The organism is Kitasatospora sp. NPDC059160, from assembly GCF_042755465.1.
GTDB lineage: Bacteria > Actinomycetota > Actinomycetes > Streptomycetales > Streptomycetaceae > Kitasatospora.
On record NZ_JBHZCN010000065.1, the window covers coordinates 32607 to 55286 of the forward strand.

Genomic DNA, 22680 nt, shown 5'->3' on the forward strand with positions numbered 1-22680 from the left:
CGGGAAGCCCGGACACCCGGCCGGGGAACGCGCTACTCTCACACGATCGGTGGTCGCCCTGAGTGCCGAGCAGCACACCCAGGGCGACCCCGCCCTGCTCACAGCTGCCGCAGCAGCATCCCGGGTTGCTCGACGCAGTCCGCCACGAACCGCAGGAACCCGCCCGCCGTCCCGCCGTCGCAGACCCGGTGGTCGAAGGTGAAGGACAGCTGCGTCACCTCGCGCACCGCCAACTCCCCGCCGTGCACCCAGGGTTTGGCCACGATCCGGCCGACCCCGAGCATCGCCGCCTCCGGGTGGTTGAGGATCGGGGTGGACCCGTCCACCCCGAACACCCCGTAGTTGTTCAACGTGAAGGTGCCGCCGGTCAGTTCGGCCAAGGTCAGCGACCCGGCGCGCGCCGCCCCGGTCAACCGTCCCAGCTCCTCGCCGAGTTGCTCGGTGCTGCGGGTGTGCGCGTCCCGGACCACCGGGACGACAAGTCCGCGTTCGCCCTGGGCGGCGAAGCCCAGGTGCACCGCCGAGTGCCGCACGATGCCCGAACCGTCCTCCGTCACACTGGAGTTGAGCTCGGGGAAGCGGGCCAGTGCGACCGTGCAGATCCGGGCCAGCAGCGCCAGCACGCTCACCTTCGGGCCCGGGGCGGCGTTCAACTGCCGCCGCAGTGCCATCAGTTCGGTGGCGTCCGCATCCACCCAGCAGGTCGCGGCCGGGATCTCCCGGTGGCTGCGGCCGAGCTTCTCGGCCACCGCCTTGCGCAGCCCGCGCAGCGGGACGACCGTGTCCGGCCCGGCCGGTACGGGCGCGGCGACCGCCGCAGCGGCCACCGGGTCGGCCGCCTTGGCCGCGACCGCGCGTTCGACGTCCGCCCGCATGATCAGGCCGTCCGGCCCGCTCCCGGCGAGCGCGGTCAGATCGACCCCCTGCTCCCGGGCCAGCCGCCGCACCAACGGCGAGATCACCGGCACCACGACCGGAGCCACCGGCACCACCGCAGCCGCAACAGCCACAGCCGGAGCCGGAGCCGGAGCCGCAACAACGGAAGCACCGGGAGCACCGGGAGCAACCGCACCGACCCGGCGCCGCCGCCCGCCCTTGCTCTCGAGCACCCCGTACCCGACCAACGGCCGCTCGACCTCGGCGACAGCGGCAACGACACCGGCAGCGGCGAGTTCCTCGCCCACCCCCGCCGGCGACGCCACCGCGACCGTCACCAGCGGCGCACCCACGGCGATCTCCTCGCCCTCCGCGCCGTACCGCGCGGTGACCACCCCGCCGTACGGGCAGGGCACCTCCACCACGGCCTTGGCCGTCTCCACCTCCACCACCGGCTGGTCGACGGCGATCACCTCGCCGACCTCGACCATCCAGCGCACCACCTCCGCCCCGGTGAGTCCCTCACCGAGGTCGGGCAGCCGGAACTCCCGTACGACGGGCATCATCCTCGGTCCTCCCACTGCAGCCGGGCGACCGCGTCCAGGATCCGGTCCACCCCGGGCAGGTGGTGGTGCTCCAGCATCGGCGGCGGGTACGGGATGTCGAAGCCGGTGACCCGCAGCACGGGCGCGGCCAGGTGGTGGAAGCACCGCTCGGTGACCCGGGCGGCGATCTCCGCGCCGGTGCCGCCGAAGCCGCTGGCCTCGTGCACCACCACGGCCCGGCCGATCGAGCGCACCACCCGGGTGACCGTCTCGTCGTCGAAGGGCACCAGGGTGCGCAGGTCGAGCACCGCGAGGTCCCAGCCCTCCGCCTGCGCGGCCTCGGCCGCCTCCAGGCAGACCGGCAGCGAGGGCCCGTAGGTGATCAGCACCGCGGAGGTGCCGGTGCGGCGCAGCGCGGCCCGGCCGATCGGCTCGACCGGCGCGGCCGGGTCGAACCCGTCCTTGCCCCAGTAGAGCCGCTTGGGCTCCAGGAAGACCACCGGGTCGTCGGAGGCGATCGAGGCGCGCAGCAGCCCGTAGGCGTCGCCGACCGTCCCGGGGGTGACCACGTGCAGGCCGGGGGTGCTGGTGTAGTACGCCTCGGAGGCGTCGCTGTGGTGCTCGACGCCGCCGATGCCGCCGCCGTACGGGATGCGTACGGTGATCGGCAGCGGGAGCTTGCCGCCGGTGCGGTTGCGCATCTTGGCGACGTGCGAGAACAGCTGCTCCAGCGCCGGGTAGGCGAAGGCGTCGAACTGCATCTCGACCACCGGGCGCAGCCCGTACATCGCCATGCCGATCGCGGTGCCGAGGATGCCGGCCTCGGCGAGCGGGGTGTCCAGGCAGCGGTCGGGGCCGAACTCGGCGGTGAGCCCGTCGGTGATCCGGAAGACCCCGCCGAGCGCGCCGACGTCCTCGCCGAGCACGTGCACGGTGGGGTCCTCGCGCAGGGCGTCCCGCAGCGCGGAGTTGAGCGCCTGCGCCATCGACGCCGTACGGGCGGTACCGGCGGCAGGGGCGGAAACAGCGGTGGACATCAGTGCTGCACCTCGGCTTCGGCGGCCAGCTCGGCGGCCAACTGGGCTGCCTGCTCGCGAAGTTGCGGGGTCGGCTCGGCGTAGACATGGGTGAACAGGGCCATCGGGTCGAGCTCCGGGTCGGCGTGGAACTCGGCCCGCATCCGGGCCGCCAGCGCCTCCGCCTCGTCGGCGGCGTCCTGCACCAGCCCGTCGTCCAGGACGCCGAGTCCGCGCAGTGCGCGGTCCAGCAGCAGGATCGGGTCGTGCTCCCGCCAGGCCTCCACCTCGGGTTCGGTGCGGTAGCGGGTGGCGTCGTCGGCGTTGGTGTGGGCCTCGATCCGGTAGGTGAGGGCCTCGATCAGGGTCGGGCCCCCGCCGGCCCGGGCCCGCTCGACGGCCTCGCCGAGCACCGCGTGCACGGCGGGCGCGTCGTTGCCGTCGACCAGCCGCCCTGGCATGCCGTAGCCGACCGCCTTGTGGGCGAGGCTGGGTGCGGCGGACTGCGCGCTGAGCGGGACGGAGATCGCGTAGCCGTTGTTCTGCACCAGGAAGACGACCGGCGCCCGCAGCACGGCGGCGAAGTTCAGCGCCTCGTGGAAGTCGCCCTCGCTGGTGCCGCCGTCGCCGAGCATGGCCAGCGCGACCACCGGTTCGCCGCGCAGCCGGGCGGCGTGCGCCAGTCCGACGGCGTGCGGGGCCTGGGTGCCGAGCGGGGTGCAGAGCGGGGCGGTCCGGCTGGCGCGGGGGTCGTAGCCGGTGTGGGCGTTGCCGCGCAGCAGGGTCAGCGCCTCCAGCGGGTCGACCCCGCGGGAGACCACGGCGAGGGTGTCGCGGTAGCTGGGGAACAGCCAGTCGCGTTCGCCGAGCACCAGGGCGGCGGCGACCTGGCAGGCCTCCTGCCCGGTGGAGGCCGGGTAGACGGCGAGGCGGCCCTGCTTGGTCAGGGTGGTGGCCTGCTGGTTGTAGCGCCGGCCGACGACGAGTCGCCGGTAGAGCTCGCGCAGCAGCGCCGGGTCCTGCTTCTCCAACGCGGGGGTGCCGAGCACCCGGACGGGGGAGACGTCCGGGAGAAGGGGGGCCGGATCCGTGCGCGGAGCGGTGGCCCCGGGCATCCAGCCGGGCACACCGGTGTGGTGTCTGTGGTCGAGAACGGTCATCTCGGGGCACCTCCAGGGGTGGCGGGGGCTCCCTACCGATTGTTCGGTCGTCTGTTCATCTTGACCAGAAGCGTGACAAGGTGGTGGACATTCGGCCCGAGCGGCGGTCGACTGGTGGCAGTGTGTCCAATCGGCGAGGGTGGGGGGTCATGTCGGCTGAACAGATGTCCAGACTCGACCGGGTCGACCGGGCGATCCTGCGGCTGCTGCAGCAGGACGGTCGAGCCTCGATCCGCTCGGTGGCCGAGCGGGTGCACGTGTCCCGGGCGAACGCCTACGCCCGGATCTCCAGGATGGTCGAGGACGGCATCATCCGCGGCTTCACCGCCCGGGTGGACCACGAACGGGCAGGTCAGGGCGCGTCCGCGTACATCACCCTGAAAATCGTCCAGAACTCCTGGCGCACCGTTCGCGAGCAGCTGCTGGCGCTGCCCGGGGTCGCCCACATCGCCCTGGTCGGCGGGGACTTCGACGTCCTGCTGCTGGTGCACACCGCCGACAACCACGCCCTGCGGGACCTGGTCCTCAATCGGATCCAGTCCATCCCGCAGGTGCTCGGTACACAAACCATGCTGGTGTTCGAGGAGACCGACCAGGTGCCCCCCGACTAGGGCCTGTCCGGCGGGTCAGCGCGCCCGCAGCCCGTCGAAGGCCAGGTGCACCACGGCGTCCGCGACCCCGTCGGCCGCCTTCAACCCCGGCCGGTACCACTCCACGATCGAGTTGATCATCCCGAACAGCAGCCGGGTGGCCAGCCGCGGCTCCACGTCCCCGCGCAGCGAGCCGTCCGCGACGGCCGCCCGCACCAGCTCCGCCACCTGGTGGTCGAAGTCCCGCCGCCGCTCCAGCGCCCACAGCTCGGTGGCCGTGTTGCCGCGCACCCGCAGCAGCAGCGTCACGTACGGCAGCTCCGCCAGCAGCACCTCCGCGGTGCGCCGCACCACGTGCTCCAGCCGCTCCACCGCCGGGCCCGCCACCGCCTCCGGCTCGGCCAGGATCGCGAACAGCCCGTCCAGCGCCCGCCCGACGGCCAGCCGCAGCAGCTCCTCCTTGCCGCGGACGTGGTGGTAGATCGAGGACTTGGAGATCCCGGCCGCCCGGGAGAGGTCCTCCATCGACGTGCCGTCGTATCCGCGCTCGTTGAACACGTCGACGGTCACCGCGAGCAGTGACTCGACGGTGTAGGCGGTGCGCGTGGTGTGATCGGCCATCCTCCGAGTATCCCCGGCCGCCGGGCGGGGTACGCGATCGGGTCCGGCCGGTCCGCTCCGGAGGGAGCCGGTCCGCACCGTCCGGAGCCGGTCCACACCGGCCGGAGCTGGTCCACACCATCCGGAGGGGGGACCGCCTAGAATCTGCGGACGATCGTCCACGTCCAGCAGGCTGGGGTCCGCAGCTGATGAACGCAATACCGGCAGTCTCCTCCGACCTGCCCGAGGACGTGCCCGACCAGCGCGGCGAGGACCCGGCGGGCGTCACCCCCACCTGGCAGGACCGCGCCCGGGCCCTGGTGGTGCGGTTCGGACCGGCCGTGTGGTGCTACGCCGTGCTCAAGCTGGTCGGCTTCACCGTCTTCATGAAGCTGCTCTCCTTCTCCGGCGACTACGCGAAGAAGCCGGCCCGTTTCGGCGGCGGCACCAACCCCTGGGACGTGCTGGCCAGCTGGGACGGCTGGTGGTACCAGCAGGTCGCCCAGTTCGGCTACCACCCGGCGCTGGTCCCGATCCCGGGCGGCCAGCCGGGCTTCACCATCGAGCAGAACTCGGCGGCCTTCTTCCCGCTCTACCCCGGCCTGATGCGGCTCACCTCGGACGTCACCGGCCTCGGCCTGTACGGCGCCGGGATGCTGGTCTCGGTGCTGGCCTCGCTGTTCGCGGCGGCCGGGATCTACGCCGTGGTGGAGAAGCTGTCCGGCCCCCGGGCGGGCGTGATCGCGGCCGGGATCTGGGCGATCGCCCCCGGCTCGGGCGCCGAGTGGGCCGTCTACTCGGACTCGCTGTTCGTCGCGCTGGCCGCCTGGGCCTGCTACTTCACGATGACCAAGCAGTGGGTCGCGGCCGGGGCGGTCACCCTGGTCGCCGGGCTCAACCGGCCGACCTCGGCGGCGCTGATCGGCGCCGTCGGCCTGGCCGCGCTGGTCGAGCTGTACCGCCGGGAGAGCGGGGTGCTGCGCCCGCTGGCGGCGATGCTGCTGGCCCCGCTGGGCCTGCTCGGCTACGTGGCCTGGGTGGGCTGGCGGACCGGCGAGTGGGGCGGCTACTTCCGGATCCAGCACGACGCCTGGCTGCACTACTTCGACGGCGGCCAGGGCACCTGGCAGGCGATCCGCGGCGTGCTGCTGGGGCGGGGCGACTACCCCTTCGCGTTCCCGGTGCCGGACCTGCTGGCCACCCTGATCGTGTTCAGCCTGCCGGTGCTGATCGTGCTGCTGGTCCGGCTGCGCCCGCCGCTGGTGCTGACCGCCTACACCCTGGCCACGATCGTCTCGGTGCTCGGCAGCCTGGGCATCTTCGGCAACGTCTCGCGCTACCTGCTGCCGGCGTTCCCGCTGTTCATCGCGCTGGCGGTGGGGATGCGCAAACTCAGCTGGCCGGTGCTGGCGACGGTCCTGGGGACGGGTGCGATCGCCTCGGGCTGGTACGCCGGGTTCGTGATCTTCGAGCTGGGCGTGCCGTAGACCGGTCCACCCGGTCGCACGACCGGTCCACCCGAGCGCACGGGGGCGGTGTCCTACGGGACCCGCCCCTTCCCCGTTCCCGGCGGAATCCGTCCCCCACGCCCTCTTGAGCCGACCGATCGTTCGGTTACCCTGTGACGTGTCCCGTCCTCCCCTCTGAGGAGCGCACAGATGCCCGCAGCGGTCACCCACCCCCTCGTCGGCGAGCTGGTCGAGCGCCACCAGGCCACCCTGGACGCCGCGCTCGCCGCCGCCGCGACGCGCGACTACTGGTCCGCCTACCCCGAGTTCCCGAAGGCCTACGGCGAGAGCGGCCCGGCCGACGGCAAGGCCGCCTTCGACGCCCTCCTCGGCCGGCCCTTCGTCCTCGACGGCCACCCCGGCGACGGCGACCAGGTCGGCGGCGAGGTCTCGCCGTACGGCATCGAGCTGGGCATCACCTACCCGCACGCCGGCCCGGACGCCCTGGTCGCCGCGCTCGACGCCGCCCGGCCCGGGTGGGCCGCCGCCTCCCCGCTGGAACGCGCCGCCGTCTGCCTGGAGATCCTGCGGCGGATCAACGCCCGCTCCCACGAGTTCGCCCAGGCCGTCATGCACACCACCGGCCAGGCCTACGGGATGGCCTTCCAGGCCGGCGGGCCGCACGCCCAGGACCGCGGCCTGGAGGCCGTCGCCTACGCGTACGCCGAGCAGACCCGGCTGCCGCGGCAGGCCGGCTGGACCAAGCCCCAGGGCAAGCGCGAGCCGCTGGTGATGACCAAGGACTTCACCGTCGTCCCGCGCGGCCTCGCGCTGCTGATCGGCTGCAACACCTTCCCCACCTGGAACGGCTACCCGGGCCTGTTCGCCTCGCTGGCCACCGGCAACCCGGTGCTGGTCAAGCCGCACCCGCGGGCCGTGCTGCCGCTCGCGCTGACCGTCGCGATCGCCCGCGAGGTGCTCGCCGAGGCCGGCTTCGACGCCAACCTGGTCTGCCTGGCCGCCGAGCACGAGGGCGGCACCGTCGCCGCGACCCTCGCGGTCCGCCCCGAGATCCGGATGATCGACTACACCGGCTCCACCGCCTTCGGCGACTGGCTGGAGGAGAACGCCAAGCAGGCCCAGGTCTACACCGAGAAGGCCGGCGTCAACGCGGTCGTCATCGACTCCACCGACGACTACAAGGGCATGCTGGGCAACCTGGCCTTCGCCCTCTCGCTGTACAGCGGCCAGATGTGCACCACCCCGCAGAACGTGCTGATCCCGCGCGGCGGCATCGGCACCGACCAGGGCGACAAGTCCTACGACCAGGTCGTCACCGACCTCGCCGCCGCCATCGAGGGCCTGCTCTCCGACGACGCCCGCGCCGCCGCCATCCTCGGCGCCGTGGTCAACCCGGGCGTGCTCCAGCGCTCGGCCGCCGCGGCCGGCGGCGAGTACGGCGAACTCGCCCTCGCCCCGCGCGCGGTGGTCTCGCCCGACTTCCCCGGCGCGACCGTCCGCACCCCGGCGCTGGTCAAGCTCGACGCCGACAAGCCGGACGACCGCGCGGTGTTCCGCACCGAGTGCTTCGGCCCGGTCTCCTTCGCCGTCGCCGTCGAATCCACCCCCGCCGCCGTGGAGTTGCTGCGCACCACGGTCCGCGAGAAGGGCGCCATGACGGCCTCCGGCTACACCACCTCGCCCGAGGTGGAGGCCCTGCTGGTCGAGGCCGCGCTGGACTCCGGCGTCTCGCTCTCGCTCAACCTCACCGGCGGCGTCTACCCCAACCAGACCGCCGCCTTCTCCGACCTCCACGGCACCGGCGCCAACCCGGCCGCGAACTCCGCGTACTGCGACGGCGCCTTCGTCGCCAACCGGTTCCGCACCGTGGAGATCCGCCGCCACAACTGAGCCGGCGGGGCCGTCCCGCCCCCGCCCGCACCCCCGGTCCCCCGGTCGGCCACCCGCCACCGGGGGACCGGCGGTTCACAGCTCCACCGGCGCCCGCGATGATGGAGGCTGGGAGAACGCCGGGGACGGCGTAACCGCCCTCCGAACAACGGGAGCTGATACATGGCCGTGAAGCCGACCGAAACCGATGTCGTCATCGTCGGCGCCGGACCGACCGGACTGCTGCTGGCCGGCGACCTCGCCGCCGCCGGGGTCGGCGTCACCGTCCTGGAGAAGCGCGGCACGGAGTCCAACCTCACCCGGGCCTTCGCCGTGCACGCCCGCACCCTGGAGCTGCTGGACGCCCGGGGCCTGGCCGACGAGCTGATCGCCACCGGCCGCCCGCTCAGCGGGCTCAGGATGCTGAACAAGGTCGGCATCGACCTCAGCACGCTGCCCAGCCGCTTCCCGTTCGTCCTGATCACCCCGCAGTACAACGTCGAGCGGGTGCTCCAGGAGCGCGCCGAACGGGCCGGCGCCGTGATCCTGCGCGGCGCCGAGGTCACCGGGCTGCGCCAGGACGCCGAGGCGGTCACCCTGGAGACGGCCGACGGGCAGAGCCACCGGGCCCGCTACGCGGTCGGCACCGACGGCGTCCGCTCCGCCGTGCGCGAGCTGCTCGGCATCGAGTTCCCCGGCGAGTCCGTGGTCGACTCCGTGATGCTCGCCGACGTCCGGCTGGAGCGCGAGCCCGCCGACGCGATCGCCGTCGGCGCCAACAAGGCCGGCTTCTCCTTCGTCGCCCCGTTCGGCGACGGCTGGTACCGGGTCATCGCCTGGGACCGCAACGAGCAGCAGGCCGACGGCGCCACCCCCACCCCCGAGCAGCTCAGCGCGATCGTCCAGGCCACCCAGGGCGAGGACTACGGCCTGCACGACGTGCGCTGGAGCTCCACCTTCCACAGCGACGAGCGCCAGGCCCCCCACTACCGCTCCGGCCGGGTCTTCCTGGCCGGCGACGCCGCCCACTGCCACTCCCCGGCCGGCGGCCAGGGCATGAACACCGGCCTCCAGGACGCCGCCAACCTCTCCTGGAAGCTCGCCGCCGCCGTCCGCGGCCGGGCCACCGACGCGCTGCTGGACACCTACCAGGCCGAGCGGCACCCGGTCGGCAGGACGGTGCTGCGCACCTCCGGCGCGCTGATCCGGATCGCCCTCGCCGAGTCCGCCCCCACCCGCGCCCTGCGCGGGGCGCTCACCGCGATCGGCGGCCACCTCGACCTGCTCACCGAGCGCGGCGCCCGGATGGTCTCCGGCATCGAGATCGCCTACCCCGCCCCCAAGGGCGCCCACCCCCAGGTCGGCAAGCGCGTCCCCGACCTCCGGCTGACCTCCCTCAGCAAGCCCGCCGACGGCGAGCCGGCCGGGCCCGAGCGGCTCTACGAGGCGCTGCGCGCCGGGAAGTTCGTCCTGGTGAGCAATGACGAGCTGGCCGCCACCGCGCCCTGGGCGGACCGCCTGGTCTGCGCCGCCCCGGCCGACCCGCACGGCAAGCTGGCCGACACCGTGCTGCTGATCCGCCCGGACGGCTACGTCGCCTGGGGTGCCGTGGACCCCGGCCAGCGCGAGCTGCGCGAGGCCCTCGCGGACTGGCTGGGCGCCCCCGCCGAGGACTGACCGGGGCACCGCGACGAAGGGTCGGCGGGCGCGGCACGGACGCCGCCCCCGCCGACCCTTCGTTCGGTCGTCGGTTAACCCCGCGCCTTCACGTAGTGCCGCGCCGCCTTCGCCCGGTTCCCGCAGACCGCCATCCGGCACCACCGCCGGCGCCCGTTCTGCGAGGCGTCGAAGAAATGCAGAATGCACGCCTCGTGTGCGCACTGCTTCACCCGGTGGGCGCCCTGTCCGAGCAGCGCGAGGAAGTCGTCGGCCGCCAGCCAGGGTGCCAGCCACTCCGGCCGGTCGGCCTCGACCCGCTCCTCGGCCCCGCCCGGCCCGGCCGTCCGCCGGATCCGTCCGTGCGCCAGCACCGCGTCCAGCCCGGCCCGCGCCCGCTCGCCCAACTCGCCCCGCTCGCGGGCGTCCTGGGCCGCGAGCAGGACCGCCTCGCGGGTCTGCCGGATCGCCGCCAGTCCGGCCGCGTCGGCCGGGCAGCGCTCGGTCAGCCCGTTCGAGGAGAGCCAGATCCCGTACTGCTCCACGTCGGTGAGCGCGTCGTTGACGGGCGTTCCGGACCAGCGGGTGTTGAGCAGGTCGAGGGCGAGCGGCTCGCCGGTCAGCGGTCGGTGGTCCCTCGGGTCCGGCATCAGGTCAGTCATCGCTCTCCCTCGGCTCGGCCCGATTCTACGTCCGCTCCCGCACCGGGAATTGGTGTGGACCGTTCCCGGAACAGCGGCCATTCACTGTATGGAACGCCCGGATTTCCGGCCCTCCACAGTTGACTGTTTTTTAGCAACGAATTGCCGGACCATGATCCACCGCACCGATCCGCTCTGACATGTTCTAGCCAGCGTTCCTGAACCCCTCGGGACGCCTTGCCCCTTGCCGGCTCCCCACAGCCGGCCGGAGGAGGATCCGTTGCGTCACCGTTCCCTCGCCATCGCCGCGGCGATAGCCGTCCTGCCGCTGACCGCCGTCTCCCTCGGCGTCGCCACCGCACAGGCCGCCACCCCGCACGCCGCCCCGCGCGTCGCCCTGCCGAACACCGTGAACCCCGCGGTGGCCCACTCGGAGAAGAAGGGTGACGTCCCGGCCGAGCAGCAGATCTCGGTGGCCGTCAGCCTCAAGCTGCGCGACTCCGCCGGGCTGGACCGCTTCCTCGCCGCCGTCGCCACCCCCGGCACCCCGGAGTACGGCACGTACCTGACGCCGGAGCAGTTCAGCGCGCGGTACGCGCCCACCCAGCAGGCCGTCGACCAGGTCAAGGCCTACCTGACCGCCCAGGGCCTGACCGTCGGCGACGTCAGCGCCAACCGCCAGGTGGTCAACGCCCACGGCACCGCCGCGCAGGTCTCGCAGGCCTTCGGCACCCACGAGAGCTCGTACCTCGACCCGCAGCAGCAGCGCACCTTCTTCGCCAACGACGGCGCCGCCTCGATCCCCGCCGAACTGGCCTCCGTGGTCCAGGGCCTGAGCGGCCTGGACAACCACGCGGTGCGCAAGGGCCGGATCGCCGCCCCGCACTCGGTGACCCCGAACGCCGCCACCGCCACCCCGAAGGGCATGGCCCCGGCCCAGTACCGGGGCGCGTACAACCTGGACAAGACCGGCGCCGACGGCACCGGCACCACGGTCGCCCTCTGGGAGTTCGACGGCTACAAGTCCTCGGACCTGACCACCTACGACTCCCAGTACGGCCTGACCGGCCCGGCCGTCACCACCGTTCCGGTGGACGGCGCGAACTACGACTCCTCGCCCGGCCAGGGCGAGGGCGAGGTCGAGCTGGACAGCGAGATCGTCCGCGGCGCGGCCCCCAAGGCCACCCAGCTGCTCTACGAGGCCCCGAACAGCGACCAGGGCGAGATCGACATGGCCAACAAGATCGTGGCCGACAACAAGGTCTCGGTCATCTCGATCTCCTGGGGCACCTGCGAGCCGGACACCACCGCCTCCTCGATGACCGCCGTCGACAACGCCTTCAAGCAGGCCGCCGCCCAGGGCATCTCGGTCTTCTCCGCCTCCGGCGACGACGGCTCCAAGGACTGCACCCGCTCCGCCAGCGGCGCGAGCGTCACCTCGGTCGACTTCCCGGCCTCCAGCCCGCACCAGACCGGCGTCGGCGGCACCAACCTCCAGGTCACCGGTGGCAACGGCTACTCCTCGGAGAGCGCCTGGAGCACCGCCGGCGGCGGCGTCTCCACCGTGTTCGGCAAGCCGAGCTGGCAGACCGGCACCGGCATCGGCGGCACCATGCGCACCGTCCCGGACGTCGCCTCCAACGCCGACCCGCAGAGCGGCTTCGCGATCTACACCGGCGGCGGCTGGAACGTCTACGGCGGCACCAGCGCGGCCGCGCCGCTGTGGGCCGGCTACGCCGCCCAGGTCAACCAGAAGGCCAAGGCCGCCGGGCAGCCCGCCCTCGGCGAGGCGAACCCCAAGCTGTACGCGGTCGCCAACAGCAGCAGCTACGGCAGCACCTTCCACGACGTGACCACCGGCGCCAACCAGGACTTCTCGGCCGGCACCGGCTACGACCAGGTCACCGGCTGGGGCACCCCGGTCGCCGACGCCCTGACCACCGCCCTGCTCGGCGGCGGCAGCACCGGCGGCACCACCCCGCCGACCGGCGGGGGCTGCACCGCCGCCCAGCTGATCGGCAACGGCGGCTTCGAGACCGGCACCGCCGCCCCGTGGAGCACCTCCTCGGGCGTCGTCGACAACGGCACCTCCGAGCCGGCCCACTCCGGCAGCTGGAAGGCCTGGCTGGACGGCTACGGCAGCGCCCACACCGACACCCTGTCGCAGACCGTCACCGTCCCGGCCGGCTGCGCCTCGGCGACCCTCACCTTCGCGCTGCACATCGACACCGCGGAGACCGGCTCCACCCCGTACGACACGCTGACCCTCCAGGCGAACGGCACCACCGTGAAGACCTGGTCCAACGTGGACGCGACCGCCGGCTACGTGCAGCAGACCGTGGACCTGACCTCCTTCGCCGGCCGTAGCGTGACCCTCAAGTTCACCGGCACCGAGGACGGCTCCAACCAGACCAGCTTCGTGATCGACGACGTCGCCCTGAACGTCAAGTGATCACCGGCCGGTAGCACCACGTAGACCCCCGCCGGGGCGGCGCCGTCAGGGCCCGCCCCGGCGGTGTCCGTTTGCGCCCGGTTCCGCACCGTTCCCGACGTCGCGTTCCGGCCGTGTTTCCGAACTGTTTCAAGATCGCTAACCATCCGGTCCACCTGCTGTGACCACTGTCATCCGCACGACTGATGACGTAGCCTCTCGACGGTGCATAGGGTTCCCCAAAGCTCGGTGAAGCCGCTCACAGCGCGCCCCGGCGCCGGTCCGGTGCCACCGAATCCACCTGGTGGGGAGGTTCACCGCATGGCCGCACAGCAGCCTCAGGACGCCGCGCGGCTGCGGCTGGTCGGATCGCGTACGGAGCGCCCCGACCCGCCCGTCCAGGCGCCCGCCCCGACCCCGGGGCCCCCGGCGCCGTCCGCCGGCCGACCGGCCCCGGCCGGCGGCTTCGCGGACGCCCTGCACCTGGCGATCGAGGCCAGCGGCCTCAGCCTGGACCGGATCCGCGCCGCACTCGCCCAACGCGGCGTCAGGGTCAGTGTCACAACGCTCAGTTACTGGCGCCGCGGCCGCAGCCAGCCCGAACGGGCCAGCTCGCTGCGCGCCGTCCACCTGCTGGAGGAACTGCTCGGCCTGCCGCACAGCGCGCTCTCCTCACTGCTCGGCCCGCCCCGCCCGCGCGGCCGCTGGGCCGCCGCCGCCAACACCCTCCACCTCGGGCTGGAGGACGTCTGGCCGGGCGAGCAGGAGATCGCCGAGATCTTCGCCGAACTGGACGCCCCGCCGGCCGGCGAGCTGGAGCGGCTCAGCATCCACGACTCGTACTACGTGGACGCCGAGCGGCGCGCCAACCTGCTGCGGATGCGCCAGGTGGTGCGCGCCACCGTCGGCGGCGTCGGCCGCTGCCTGGTCGTGCACAAGGCCGACGAGGAGGCCACCGGCTGCCCGGAGATCACCTCGGTGCGGCACGGCCGGCTGGGCCGGGTCCGCCGCCGCCCGGAGGTCGGCCTGACCGTCGCCGAGCTGATGCTGGACCGCCCGCTCGGGCTCGGCGACAGCACGGTCTTCGAGTACGAGGTGGAGATCCCGCCCGGCGGCCCGACCATGGAGTACAGCCGCCGCTTCGCCACCACGGTGCGCGAGTACGTGCTCCAGGTGCACTTCGACCCGGCGGCCGTCCCGGTGCACTGCGAGCGCTACGACCGCGAGCCGGGCGCGGACGTCGACCACCGCCGCGAGCAACTGTGGATCGGCGCCTCGGCGAGCGCCCACGTCCTGGCCCCGGACCAGCAGCCCGGCCACATCGGCATCCGCTGGGAATGGCCCTAGGCACCACCGCACCACCGAAGCCCACCGGAGCCCCGTCGGACCACCAGGTCCGGCGGGGCTTCCGCGTCCCCTCCCGGAAACCTGACCCCTTCAAGCCGCTCCATCGGTTGACGCTCCATCATCTAACCCATAACCTCATTAGTACCGGTTAGGCAGTCGCCCCGCCGGAACCCACCGGGAGGGACCAGGCATGTCCGGCACCACCGCACTCCGCACCCTGCAGACCGGCCACGTGGGCCTCAACGTCACCGACCTCGACCGCTCGGTCGACTTCTACCGGACCGTCCTCGGCCTCGAACTCACCCACCGGGGCACCGACCCCGAACGCCGCTACGCCCTGCTCGGCCGCGACGGCCGCCTGGTGGTCACCCTCTGGCAGCAGAGCACCGGCACCTTCCCCACCACCACCCCCGGCCTGCACCACCTCTCCTTCGAGGTGGCGGACCTCGACGAGGTCCGCGCCACCGAGGAACTGCTGCGCACCCTGGGCGCCGAGTTCGCCTACGACGGCGTCGTCCCGCACAGCGAGGGCTCCGCCTCCGGCGGCGTCTTCTTCACGGACCCGGACGGCATCCGGCTGGAGGTCTACACCCGCACCGGGCTGGCCGACACCGCCGCCGAGGCCCCCCACGCCGACGCCCCGACCTGCGGCTTCTTCTAGGCAACGGGATGACCGCCACCAGCACCCCCTACCACCCCGGCGAGCGCAGGGCCCAGGCCCGCGCCGGAGTGACCGAGCGGGCCGACCACGCGGGCCGGTCGATCCGCAGCACCGTCCCGGCCGTGGCCGCCCGCTTCCTCACCGAGCGCCGGACGCTGGTGGTCGGCGCCGCCGACCAGGACGGCCGGGTCTGGGCCACCCAGCTGTCCGGCCCGGCCGGCTTCCTGCGGGCCCCGGACGAGCACACCGTGACGATCGCCGCCCACCCGTCCGAGGCCGACCCGCTGGCCGCGGCCCTGGCCCGCCCCGCCCAGCTCGGCACCATCGCCCTGGACCCGGCCGGCCGCCGCCGGATGCGGCTCAACGGCCGTTCGGTGCCGGACGGCCGGGGCGGGCTGGTGGTCCGTGCCGAGGAGGTGGTGTCCAACTGCCCGAAGTACATCCAGCGCCGCAGCCCGCTGGACCGCCCGGGCGCGGGCGCGCCCCGCACGGTCGCCGACGGGCCGGTCCTGACCACGGCCCAGCGGCTGACCGCGGCCACCGCCGACACCTTCTTCATCGCCACCTGTGGACCCGACGGCAGGGTGGACGCCTCGCACCGCGGCGGCTTCCCCGGCTTCCTGGAGGCGGTGGCGCCGGACACCGTCCGCTGGCCCGAGTACCGCGGCAACAGCATGTTCCTGACCCTCGGGAACCTGGAGCTGGACCCGCGGGCCGGACTGCTGCTGCCCGACTGGGAGACCGGCGGGGCCCTGCTGATCACCGGCGAGGCCCGCACCGACTGGTCCGAGGAGGCCCGGCGGGCCGCCCCCGGCGCCGAGCGGATGGTCGAACTGACCGTCACCGGGGTCCGGGAGATCGCCGACGCCACCCCGCTGACCTGGACCGATCCCGAGTACTCGCCCGCCAACCCGCACTGACCACGGGTCAGTTCCGTACGGGCCCCCGACCGAAGGCCGGGGGAGGGTCCTCACCCGTCCGGCGCAATCCGCCGCGCCGCACCCCGCCCGCTCTGGGACCTTTGGTTCCCGATGACACGCGGTCGGACCGGGACGAGCACTCCCGTCCCGCCGTCAGGCGCGCCGACCAGGAAAGAGGCGGGGCATGACCCTCACCGACGGCCCCTCACCGCTGATGGAGTTCACCGAGGTCGACCCCGAGGAGGACTGCATATGCGGCGGCTGCAACGCCCGCCGCCGCGCCCGGCTGCACGCCGCCCCGGTCCACGAGGGCGGGCACGCCGCGGCCCGCAGCACCCGCCGCCGGGCCGCCGTCCTGGTGGCCGCCGTCGGCACCGCGATAGGCGGCGGCACCGCCGCCGCGGCCCCCGCCCCCGGCCCCACCCCGGGCGGCAGCAGCACCGCCCAGCCCCCGCGGACCCCGCAGGGCGAGGTCAGCGGCCTCTACGGCCAGGACCCCGGCGCCCGCTCCGCCGCCCCGCAGCCCGCCGCCCAGCCCGTCACCCGGGCCCGGATCATCCAGCGCGCCCAGGCCTGGGTCGACCAGGCCGTGCCGTACGGCATGGGCCGCTACTGGTCGGACGGCTACCGCCAGGACTGCTCCGGCTTCGTCTCGATGGCCTGGGGCCTCGGCAGCAGCCAGACCACCTGGACCCTGCCGAACTTCGCCGAACGGATCGACCGCAACGACCTCCAGCCCGGCGACGCGCTGATCTACAACAACCCGGCCAACCCCCAGGCCGGCTCGCACGTGACGATCTTCGGCGGCTGGACGGACTCCTCCCGCACCCGGTACGTCGCCTACGAGCAGACCTCCCCGGGCACCAGGAAGCGCTCCACCCCGTACGCCTACTGGAACAACTCCGGCTCCTACCTCCCGTACCGCTACACCGGCCTGTCCGGCGGCAGCAGCGACGGCACCGGCAGCACCGACGCCTTCCCCGGCGCGCAGGAGTTCGGCCCCGGCGCGGACAACGGCTACGTCACCAGGCTCGGGCAGCTGCTGGCGCAGCGCGGCGGCGCCCGCTTCTACGCCGAGGGCCCCGGCCCCCGCTGGGGCGAGGCCGACCGCAGGGCCACCCAGGCCTTCCAACTCGCCCAGGGCTGGCGCGGCGGCGAGGCCGACGGCATCCCGGGCAAGGACACCTGGGACTTCCTGGTCCACCACAAGGGCCACGACATCGACGCCGGCACCCCGCCGCCGTCCCCCTGAGGCCCCCGCGGTCGCGGCACCGCCCGGGCGCCGCGCCTCAGCACCGGCCCGACATCCAGTGGAACAGCCCCATCGCCACGCTGGTCGCCAGGTTGAAGCTGGACACCCCCGCCTGCATCGGCACCGCGACCAGCCGGTCGGCCCGCTCCCTGAGCTCCGCCGACACCCCGTGCCGCTCGGTGCCGAAGGCGAGCAGCGCGTCGTCCGGGAACGGCAGGTCCCGGATGTCCGTGCCCTCCGGGTCCAGCACGTACAACGGCCCGGCCGGCAGCTCCGGCAGGTCCACCCGCTCCACCGCGGTGGCGAAGTGCAGTCCCGCGCTCCCGCGCAGCACCGTCGGGTGCCAGGGGTCCAACTCGCCCGTGGTCACCACCCCGGTCGCCCCGAACCCGGCCGCCAGCCGGATCACCGCCCCGACGTTCCCCAGGTTCCGCGGATTCTCCAGCACGACCACCGGCGCCCGCCGCGGCAGCCGCCCCAACGCCTCCCGGTTCGCGGCCACCGACGGCCGCGCCGCCAACCCGACCACCCCGGTCGGATGCAGCCGCGGCGCCAGCCCCCGCAGCCGCTCCTCGGCCACCTCCACCGCCAGCGCGTCCAGCGCCGGGACCACGTCCGGCGCCAACTCCCCGGCCAGTGCCAGCAGGGCCCCCCGGTCGGCCGTCAGCACCCGCCGGACCTCGCCCCCGAACCGCAGCGCGTGCTTCAACGGGTGGAACCCGTCCAGCAGCACCGCGCCCCGCTCGGCCGCCCGCCAGTCCCGCACCAGCTCGTCGTCCATGCCGCTCACTCTCCCACCCCCGGCTCCCCGGGCCGCCCGGCGGCCGCGATCACCTCGTCGAACCCGAGCGGCACCCCCACCGGGCCGCCCTCGGCGGCCAACCCGGCCAACGCGAGATCCAGATGCCGGTGCACCAACGCCCCGTCCGCGTCCAGCGCGGCCAACGCCCCCGGCAGCGGCCGGGAGACCCGGACGCAGAGCAGCACCAGATCCCCCATCCCCACGTCCGCCCGGATCTTGCCGGCGTCCCGGGCAGCCCGCAGCAGTCCCTCCACCGCCGTCACCGCACCCCGCCGGGCGGCCACCAACTCCCCGTCCACCACCAGCCGTTCGAGCAGCACCACGATCGCCGCCCCCATCCGCAGATCGGCGGCCGCGTGCACGAACCGGCGCAGCGCCCGGTACGGATCGTCCTCCGCCCGCCGCGCCTCCTCCGCCGCCCCGGTGAGCCGGCCCAGCAGATCGGTGACCAGCGCCCGCACCAAGGCCTCCCGGTCGGGGAAACGTCGGTAGAGCGTGCCCGGCCCGACGCCCGCCCGCCGGACCACCGCGTCCAACGGGGCGTCCGGCCCGCGCTCCAGGAACACCTCGCAGGCGGCGTCCAGGATCCTGCGCCGGCTGCGTTCCGCGTCGGCCCTCATCCACCACTCCCTAACCGGAGAACTTCTCTCCCCCTATGCTAGCGTCCAGCCAAACGGAGAAAAACTCTCCGCCTATCGCCCTCCCCGAGGAGCGCCACCATGCCCACCACCACCCCCCTCACCGTCCACACCGCACTCGACGGCGTCCCCCAGCCCCGCGAAGCCGTCCTCGCCTGGGAGCTCGACCGCGCCCGCGCCGCCCTGCACCTGCTCAAGCAGCGCCTCGGCGACGACCGGATGCGCGAACTCCTCACCCCCGACACCGCCGAGGCCGACGCCGCCCTCACCACCTGGGCCCACGCCTCCCGGGGCCGCTGGCGCACCGCCGTCACCGAACTCACCGCCACCGGCATCGACGCCACCCGGTTCCTCGCCTGGTGGCAGGGCCGCCTCCGGGCCGGCGACCGCACCGCCCTGCTCGCCGCCAACCCCGAGCACTACCTCGCCGACTCCACCGCCGACCGCGTCGAGATCATTGAAACCCTCGGCGCCACCCCGACCCGCTTCTTCCTCCGCTTCCACGACGACGTCCCCGTCCCCACCACCTTCCCCACCCACATCGCCGGCACCGGCACCCTCGCCGACGGCACCGAGATCCTCCGCGTCCTCCACGAGTTCGCCGACACCCCCGCCGGCCTCCGGATCCGCCTCACCGTCCAGTTCCCCGAGGCCGCCCCCGACCACCTCCCCACCGGCCACCAGTGGCACTTCGCCTGCGAGTTCACCAACTGGCTCCGCGCCGCCCACACCGCCGCCTGACCCCGGACCCCGAGCGGGCGCGCAGGGCCGGAGCCCGCGCGCCCGCACGAGGAAACCCACCCCGCCCCCGGCCCCCTACCGCTTCTCCTTCTCCGAACTCCCCCGCAGATTCTCCGAACTCCCCCGCAGAGCCCGCTCCAGATCCCGCAGGGCCACCCCCACCAACCGGGTCCCGGCCCGCACCACGTCCCCCTGCACCCCCGCCCCCGCTCCCTCCCCCAGGCCCTCCTCCAACCGCACCTGCGCCTGTCGCACCGCCCCGAACTCCACCGCCCGCCCCGTCAGCAACGCCCCCGCCGCCAAGGCCGTCGCCAACCGCAGCTCCTCCGCGTACTCCGCCGCCCCCGGCACGGGCTCCGCGTCGGCCGCCGGCAGATGGGCCTCCAGCAGCACCGCCGCCCGCCCCAGGTGCCCCACCGCGGCCCGCGCCCGGTCGATCTGGCGCCGGGTCACCCCGCTGAGCCCCGACTCGTGCCGCCCCGGCTCCGCATCGGCCCGCTGCATCGCCTGCAACAGCTCCGACCGCGCCTCCCGCGAGTCCAGCAGCGCCGCCCGCACCGCCCGCCCCCGCGGCGCCGCCGGATCCTCGTAGCAGTCGACCACCGCCGCCGCGTACCGCCCGGCCGCCGCCAGCCATTCGGCGAGCCGCTCCCCGAGCCGCGCGGTCTGCCAGGTCGGGAACAGCGCGTACGTCAGCAGCGCCAGCGACCCCCCGAGCAGCGTCAGTCCGACCCGCTCGAAGGCCGTGACCAGCGGATCCCCGGCCTGCAGCCCGAGCAGGAACACCACGTACGAGGAGATCCCGACCGTCGTCAGCGCGTACCCCGTCCGGAACGCCAGGTACGCCCCGCCGATGCACAGCACCGCCAGCGAGGCCAGCACCCACTCCCCGGGATGGGCCAACTGCACCACCAGCGTCGAAACGGCGACCCCGACCACCGTCCCCGCCAGCCGGGCGACCCCCCGGCTGTAGGTCTGGGCGAAGTCGGGCCGCATCACCATGGCCGCGGTCATCGGCGCCCAGTACCCGTGGTGGAACCCGGCCAGCCGGGCCAGCAGGTAGGCGGCGGTGACCACCCCGGCGAGCCGGACGGCGTGCTGGAAGATCGCCGACCGCGGCCGCAGCTGCCGCCGTACGGCCCGCAGCGCGACCGGCAGCATCCGCGAGATCGACGGCTTGTGCAGCGCCCCGCCGACGCCGACCACGGGCGTGGTGATGGTGTCCTCGTCGTTGCGGTCCAGGGTGTCCGCGGCCTTGCGCAGCAGCCCGCCGAGCCGCCGGGCGGAGCGCCGGGCCGCCCCCTGCAACTGCGCCCCCTGGTCCGGCCGGACCAGGGTCAGCGCGGGCGCCGACCGGGGGAGCCGGACGGGGTCGCCGGTGCGGACGGCCCGGGCGAGGGCGTCCATCACCTCGGCGGCGGCGGCCAGCACCTCCCGGGCCCGGTCGCGTTCCGGCCCCTCCTCGGGGGCGCCGACCTTGGGGTCGGCGAGCGCGGCGAGGGTGGGACGGATGCGCTCGGCGATGCCGCGCAGGCCGCGCAGTTCGGGCGGCCGGTGGCGGTCCTGCCAGGGGGTGACGGCGGAGGCATGCCGGGCCGTCATGAACGGTTCCGGGTCCACGTGCGCGGTCGGGTCCTGGCGCAACCGGCGCGCGTAGTCGGCGAGTTCGGCGAAGGTGTCGGCGAGCGCGGCCCGTTGGGCGCTCCAACTGCCGATCGGCCACAGGGTGATGACGACGGCCTGGGCGACGCCGCCGAGCGCGGCGACCAGTCCGTGGCCGAGCGCGGCGGCCGCGCTGACCGGGAGTTGGACCACGATCAGCATCACCGAGAGGGTGTTCGCGGTGACCACTCCGGCGGTGGGGCCGATCGCCCAGGCGAGTCCCGCGCCGAAGGCCCACACCGCGAGCAGCGCCGGGAACAGCCCGTACACCCCGGCGGCGAGGTAGCCGAGGAAGGTGCTGATCCCGAGCCCGACGCCGGCCGCGACGGCCAGACTGGCGCGGGGCCGGAAGCTGCGCTGGAAGGTGGCCGAACCGGCGATGAACGCGCCCATCGCGGCCGAGGTGGCGAGCCCGACCCCGCCGAGGGCGAGCGTGGGGAAGAGCACCAGCGCCACGGCGACCGCCCCGCGCAGCGCGCGCTTGGGATCGGTGAGCGCCCGGTCGAGGGTGAGTCCGGTCCGCGCGGTGTCACGAAGGGCGGCGAACCAGGACATACCGCCATCCTAGGCTGCCGTCGGCCCCGACCTCCGCCACCGCTGCCCGAGCCGCCCCAGCCGCGCCGCCGCCCACAGCAGGGCCCCCGTCGGCAGGAACACCGCGTCCGCCGCGACCATCGCGAGCGAGAACACCGGCAGCCCGAGCACCACCGCGATCCCCAGGTGTTCCAGCATCAGGACCGCCAGCAGCGCGTTCTTGACCCGCCGGTTGAGCAGCGTGAACGGGAACGCCACCTGGAGGACCACCGTGCCGTACGAGATCAGGAAGACCGGCAGCAGCGCCGAGCCGACCAGCGCCGACAGCCCCGGCCAGGGCGCGAAGTAGTCCAGGTGCAGCGGGTAGTACAGGGCCGTGCCGTCCTGCCAGCGCGAGCCCTGCACCTTGTACCAGCCGGCCGTGGCGTAGACCAGCACCACCTCGGTGGCGATGACCAGCATCGCGCAGTTGTGCACCATGTTCGCCAGCGCGTCGAGCACGGCCCGCGGCTCGCCCGCCGGCCGCAGCCGGCCGAGCGTCCACCAGATCCCGGCGACCGCCCAGAGCCCCCAGAACAGCGGCGCCCAGCCGAGGTACGGGAAGGCCGGCCCGGTCCAGGTGAGGCTGTCCCCGGAGAAGTCGCCGGCCTGACAGACGGCCAGCACCGCGCCGAGCAGGGCCCAGAGCACCACCCCGCCCCGCCCGGGCCGGGCCCGGCGCGCGTCCAGCGACCAGACCTCGGCGCAGCGGGTGAAGACCAGGTAGACGGCCATCAGGTGGACGACGTTGTCGCCGCCGTCGCCGAGCAGGACGTCGCGGTTCTGCAGCGACAGCACGGTGACCAGGAACAGGACGGTGCTCGCCCTGGTCCGCCAGCCCAGCAGCACCGCCAGGGCGGCCAGCAGGGCCAGGTGGTAGACCAGTTCGAACCAGAGCCGCCCGCCGAACCAGGGCAGCACGGTGAACGCCCCGTCGTCGGCCAGCAGCCGCTGGGCGAGCTCCATCGACCAGGGCGAGCGGTCGCCGTACAGCACCCGCCGGTTGGGCCACTCGCGCAGCAGGTAGGCGAGCCAGACCAGCCCGAAGCCGATCCGCACCGCCGCGGCCTGGTGCCGTCCGAGCGCCCGCCCGGTGAAGGCCTCCATCGCCCGCCCGAGGGCGGCGACCGGCCGGCGCGGCGCCGCGCCGGGCCCGGGGCCCGCCGCGGCGACGCACCGTCCCCCCTGCCCCCCCACGCTAGTCTCATAAACAAAAAACACAGCCCACGCG

The 22680-nt window shown here is 74.2% G+C and carries 19 protein-coding genes; 10 read left to right on the forward strand and 9 right to left on the reverse strand.

Features of this window, described 5'->3' with window-relative positions:
- Positions 1 to 98: 98 nt before the first annotated feature.
- The 3 genes from ACFXOZ_RS26030 to pdhA are packed head-to-tail and all read right to left on the reverse strand — an operon-like array spanning position 99 to position 3597.
- Positions 99 to 1439 (reverse strand): dihydrolipoamide acetyltransferase family protein, encoded by a 1341-nt coding sequence (locus ACFXOZ_RS26030; protein ID WP_380592979.1) that lies wholly within the window; start codon positions 1437 to 1439, stop codon positions 99 to 101.
- Positions 1439 to 2458, reverse strand: coding sequence for an alpha-ketoacid dehydrogenase subunit beta (locus ACFXOZ_RS26035; RefSeq protein ID WP_380526137.1), 1020 nt, complete (start codon positions 2456 to 2458; stop codon positions 1439 to 1441). Before ACFXOZ_RS26035 ends, ACFXOZ_RS26030 begins: the two co-directional genes overlap by 1 nt.
- The gene (pdhA, locus tag ACFXOZ_RS26040; protein WP_375891913.1) at positions 2458 to 3597 is read right to left on the reverse strand and encodes a pyruvate dehydrogenase (acetyl-transferring) E1 component subunit alpha; all 1140 of its coding nucleotides are present in this window, start codon (positions 3595 to 3597) and stop codon (positions 2458 to 2460) included. The genes ACFXOZ_RS26035 and pdhA overlap by 1 nt, the downstream gene beginning before the upstream one ends.
- Positions 3598 to 3761: 164 nt before the next feature.
- Here pdhA and ACFXOZ_RS26045 point away from each other — a divergent pair, with 164 nt between their 5' ends.
- Positions 3762 to 4208, forward strand: coding sequence for an Lrp/AsnC family transcriptional regulator (locus ACFXOZ_RS26045; protein WP_350507326.1), 447 nt, complete (start codon positions 3762 to 3764; stop codon positions 4206 to 4208).
- Between the two features lie 15 nt (positions 4209 to 4223).
- Here the strand turns inward: ACFXOZ_RS26045 and ACFXOZ_RS26050 are convergent, their stop codons facing one another.
- Complete coding sequence (locus tag ACFXOZ_RS26050; RefSeq protein WP_375891910.1) at positions 4224 to 4808, reverse strand: TetR/AcrR family transcriptional regulator; 585 nt, start codon at positions 4806 to 4808, stop codon at positions 4224 to 4226.
- Between the two features lie 188 nt (positions 4809 to 4996).
- Between ACFXOZ_RS26050 and ACFXOZ_RS26055 the strand changes: the two genes are divergently transcribed.
- The 3 genes from ACFXOZ_RS26055 (at position 4997) to ACFXOZ_RS26065 (ending at position 9802) form a co-directional block, all read left to right on the forward strand.
- Positions 4997 to 6274, forward strand: a complete 1278-nt coding sequence (locus ACFXOZ_RS26055) for a glycosyltransferase family 39 protein (RefSeq protein WP_380592959.1) — start codon at positions 4997 to 4999, stop codon at positions 6272 to 6274.
- Positions 6275 to 6445: 171 nt separating this feature from the next.
- On the forward strand, positions 6446 to 8146 hold the full coding sequence (gene paaN / locus ACFXOZ_RS26060) for a phenylacetic acid degradation protein PaaN (protein WP_380592961.1): 1701 nt from the start codon (positions 6446 to 6448) through the stop codon (positions 8144 to 8146).
- 162 nt (positions 8147 to 8308) lie between these two features.
- Positions 8309 to 9802, forward strand: coding sequence for an FAD-dependent monooxygenase (locus tag ACFXOZ_RS26065; protein ID WP_380592963.1), 1494 nt, complete (start codon positions 8309 to 8311; stop codon positions 9800 to 9802).
- 74 nt (positions 9803 to 9876) lie between these two features.
- Here the strand turns inward: ACFXOZ_RS26065 and ACFXOZ_RS26070 are convergent, their stop codons facing one another.
- Complete coding sequence (locus tag ACFXOZ_RS26070) at positions 9877 to 10443, reverse strand: CGNR zinc finger domain-containing protein (protein ID WP_375891903.1); 567 nt, start codon at positions 10441 to 10443, stop codon at positions 9877 to 9879.
- 259 nt (positions 10444 to 10702) lie between these two features.
- On the opposite strand from ACFXOZ_RS26070, the gene ACFXOZ_RS26075 reads away from it, so the two are divergent.
- The 5 genes from ACFXOZ_RS26075 to ACFXOZ_RS26095 all read left to right on the forward strand — a co-directional run bounded on the left by ACFXOZ_RS26075 (position 10703) and on the right by ACFXOZ_RS26095 (position 17033).
- On the forward strand, positions 10703 to 12874 hold the full coding sequence (locus ACFXOZ_RS26075) for a protease pro-enzyme activation domain-containing protein (protein WP_380592965.1): 2172 nt from the start codon (positions 10703 to 10705) through the stop codon (positions 12872 to 12874).
- 300 nt (positions 12875 to 13174) lie between these two features.
- Entirely contained in the window at positions 13175 to 14200 is a 1026-nt protein-coding gene (locus ACFXOZ_RS26080) for an XRE family transcriptional regulator (RefSeq protein ID WP_375891899.1), read from the forward strand.
- Between the two features lie 190 nt (positions 14201 to 14390).
- The gene (locus ACFXOZ_RS26085; RefSeq protein ID WP_380592967.1) at positions 14391 to 14861 is read left to right on the forward strand and encodes a VOC family protein; all 471 of its coding nucleotides are present in this window, start codon (positions 14391 to 14393) and stop codon (positions 14859 to 14861) included.
- Between the two features lie 8 nt (positions 14862 to 14869).
- Positions 14870 to 15781: a pyridoxamine 5'-phosphate oxidase family protein gene (locus ACFXOZ_RS26090; protein ID WP_380592969.1), complete on the forward strand. Its 912-nt coding sequence runs from the start codon at positions 14870 to 14872 to the stop codon at positions 15779 to 15781.
- Between the two features lie 184 nt (positions 15782 to 15965).
- Positions 15966 to 17033 (forward strand): peptidoglycan-binding protein, encoded by a 1068-nt coding sequence (locus ACFXOZ_RS26095; protein WP_380532289.1) that lies wholly within the window; start codon positions 15966 to 15968, stop codon positions 17031 to 17033.
- A gap of 37 nt (positions 17034 to 17070) precedes the next feature.
- On the opposite strand, the gene ACFXOZ_RS26100 is transcribed toward ACFXOZ_RS26095, so the two are convergent.
- Both ACFXOZ_RS26100 and ACFXOZ_RS26105 read right to left on the reverse strand, forming a co-directional pair.
- Entirely contained in the window at positions 17071 to 17814 is a 744-nt protein-coding gene (locus tag ACFXOZ_RS26100; RefSeq protein ID WP_380592971.1) for a TrmH family RNA methyltransferase, read from the reverse strand.
- A 5-nt stretch (positions 17815 to 17819) separates the two neighbouring features.
- A complete protein-coding gene (locus ACFXOZ_RS26105; protein WP_375891891.1) occupies positions 17820 to 18455 on the reverse strand; it encodes a TetR family transcriptional regulator in 636 nt (211 codons plus the stop codon).
- A gap of 99 nt (positions 18456 to 18554) precedes the next feature.
- Between ACFXOZ_RS26105 and ACFXOZ_RS26110 the strand changes: the two genes are divergently transcribed.
- A complete protein-coding gene (locus tag ACFXOZ_RS26110) occupies positions 18555 to 19214 on the forward strand; it encodes a hypothetical protein (RefSeq protein WP_380592973.1) in 660 nt (219 codons plus the stop codon).
- Between the two features lie 75 nt (positions 19215 to 19289).
- On the opposite strand, the gene ACFXOZ_RS26115 is transcribed toward ACFXOZ_RS26110, so the two are convergent.
- Both ACFXOZ_RS26115 and ACFXOZ_RS26120 read right to left on the reverse strand, forming a co-directional pair.
- On the reverse strand, positions 19290 to 21431 hold the full coding sequence (locus ACFXOZ_RS26115) for an FUSC family protein (RefSeq protein WP_380592975.1): 2142 nt from the start codon (positions 21429 to 21431) through the stop codon (positions 19290 to 19292).
- Between the two features lie 9 nt (positions 21432 to 21440).
- A complete protein-coding gene (locus ACFXOZ_RS26120; RefSeq protein ID WP_380592977.1) occupies positions 21441 to 22646 on the reverse strand; it encodes an HTTM domain-containing protein in 1206 nt (401 codons plus the stop codon).
- Positions 22647 to 22680: the final 34 nt, after the last annotated feature.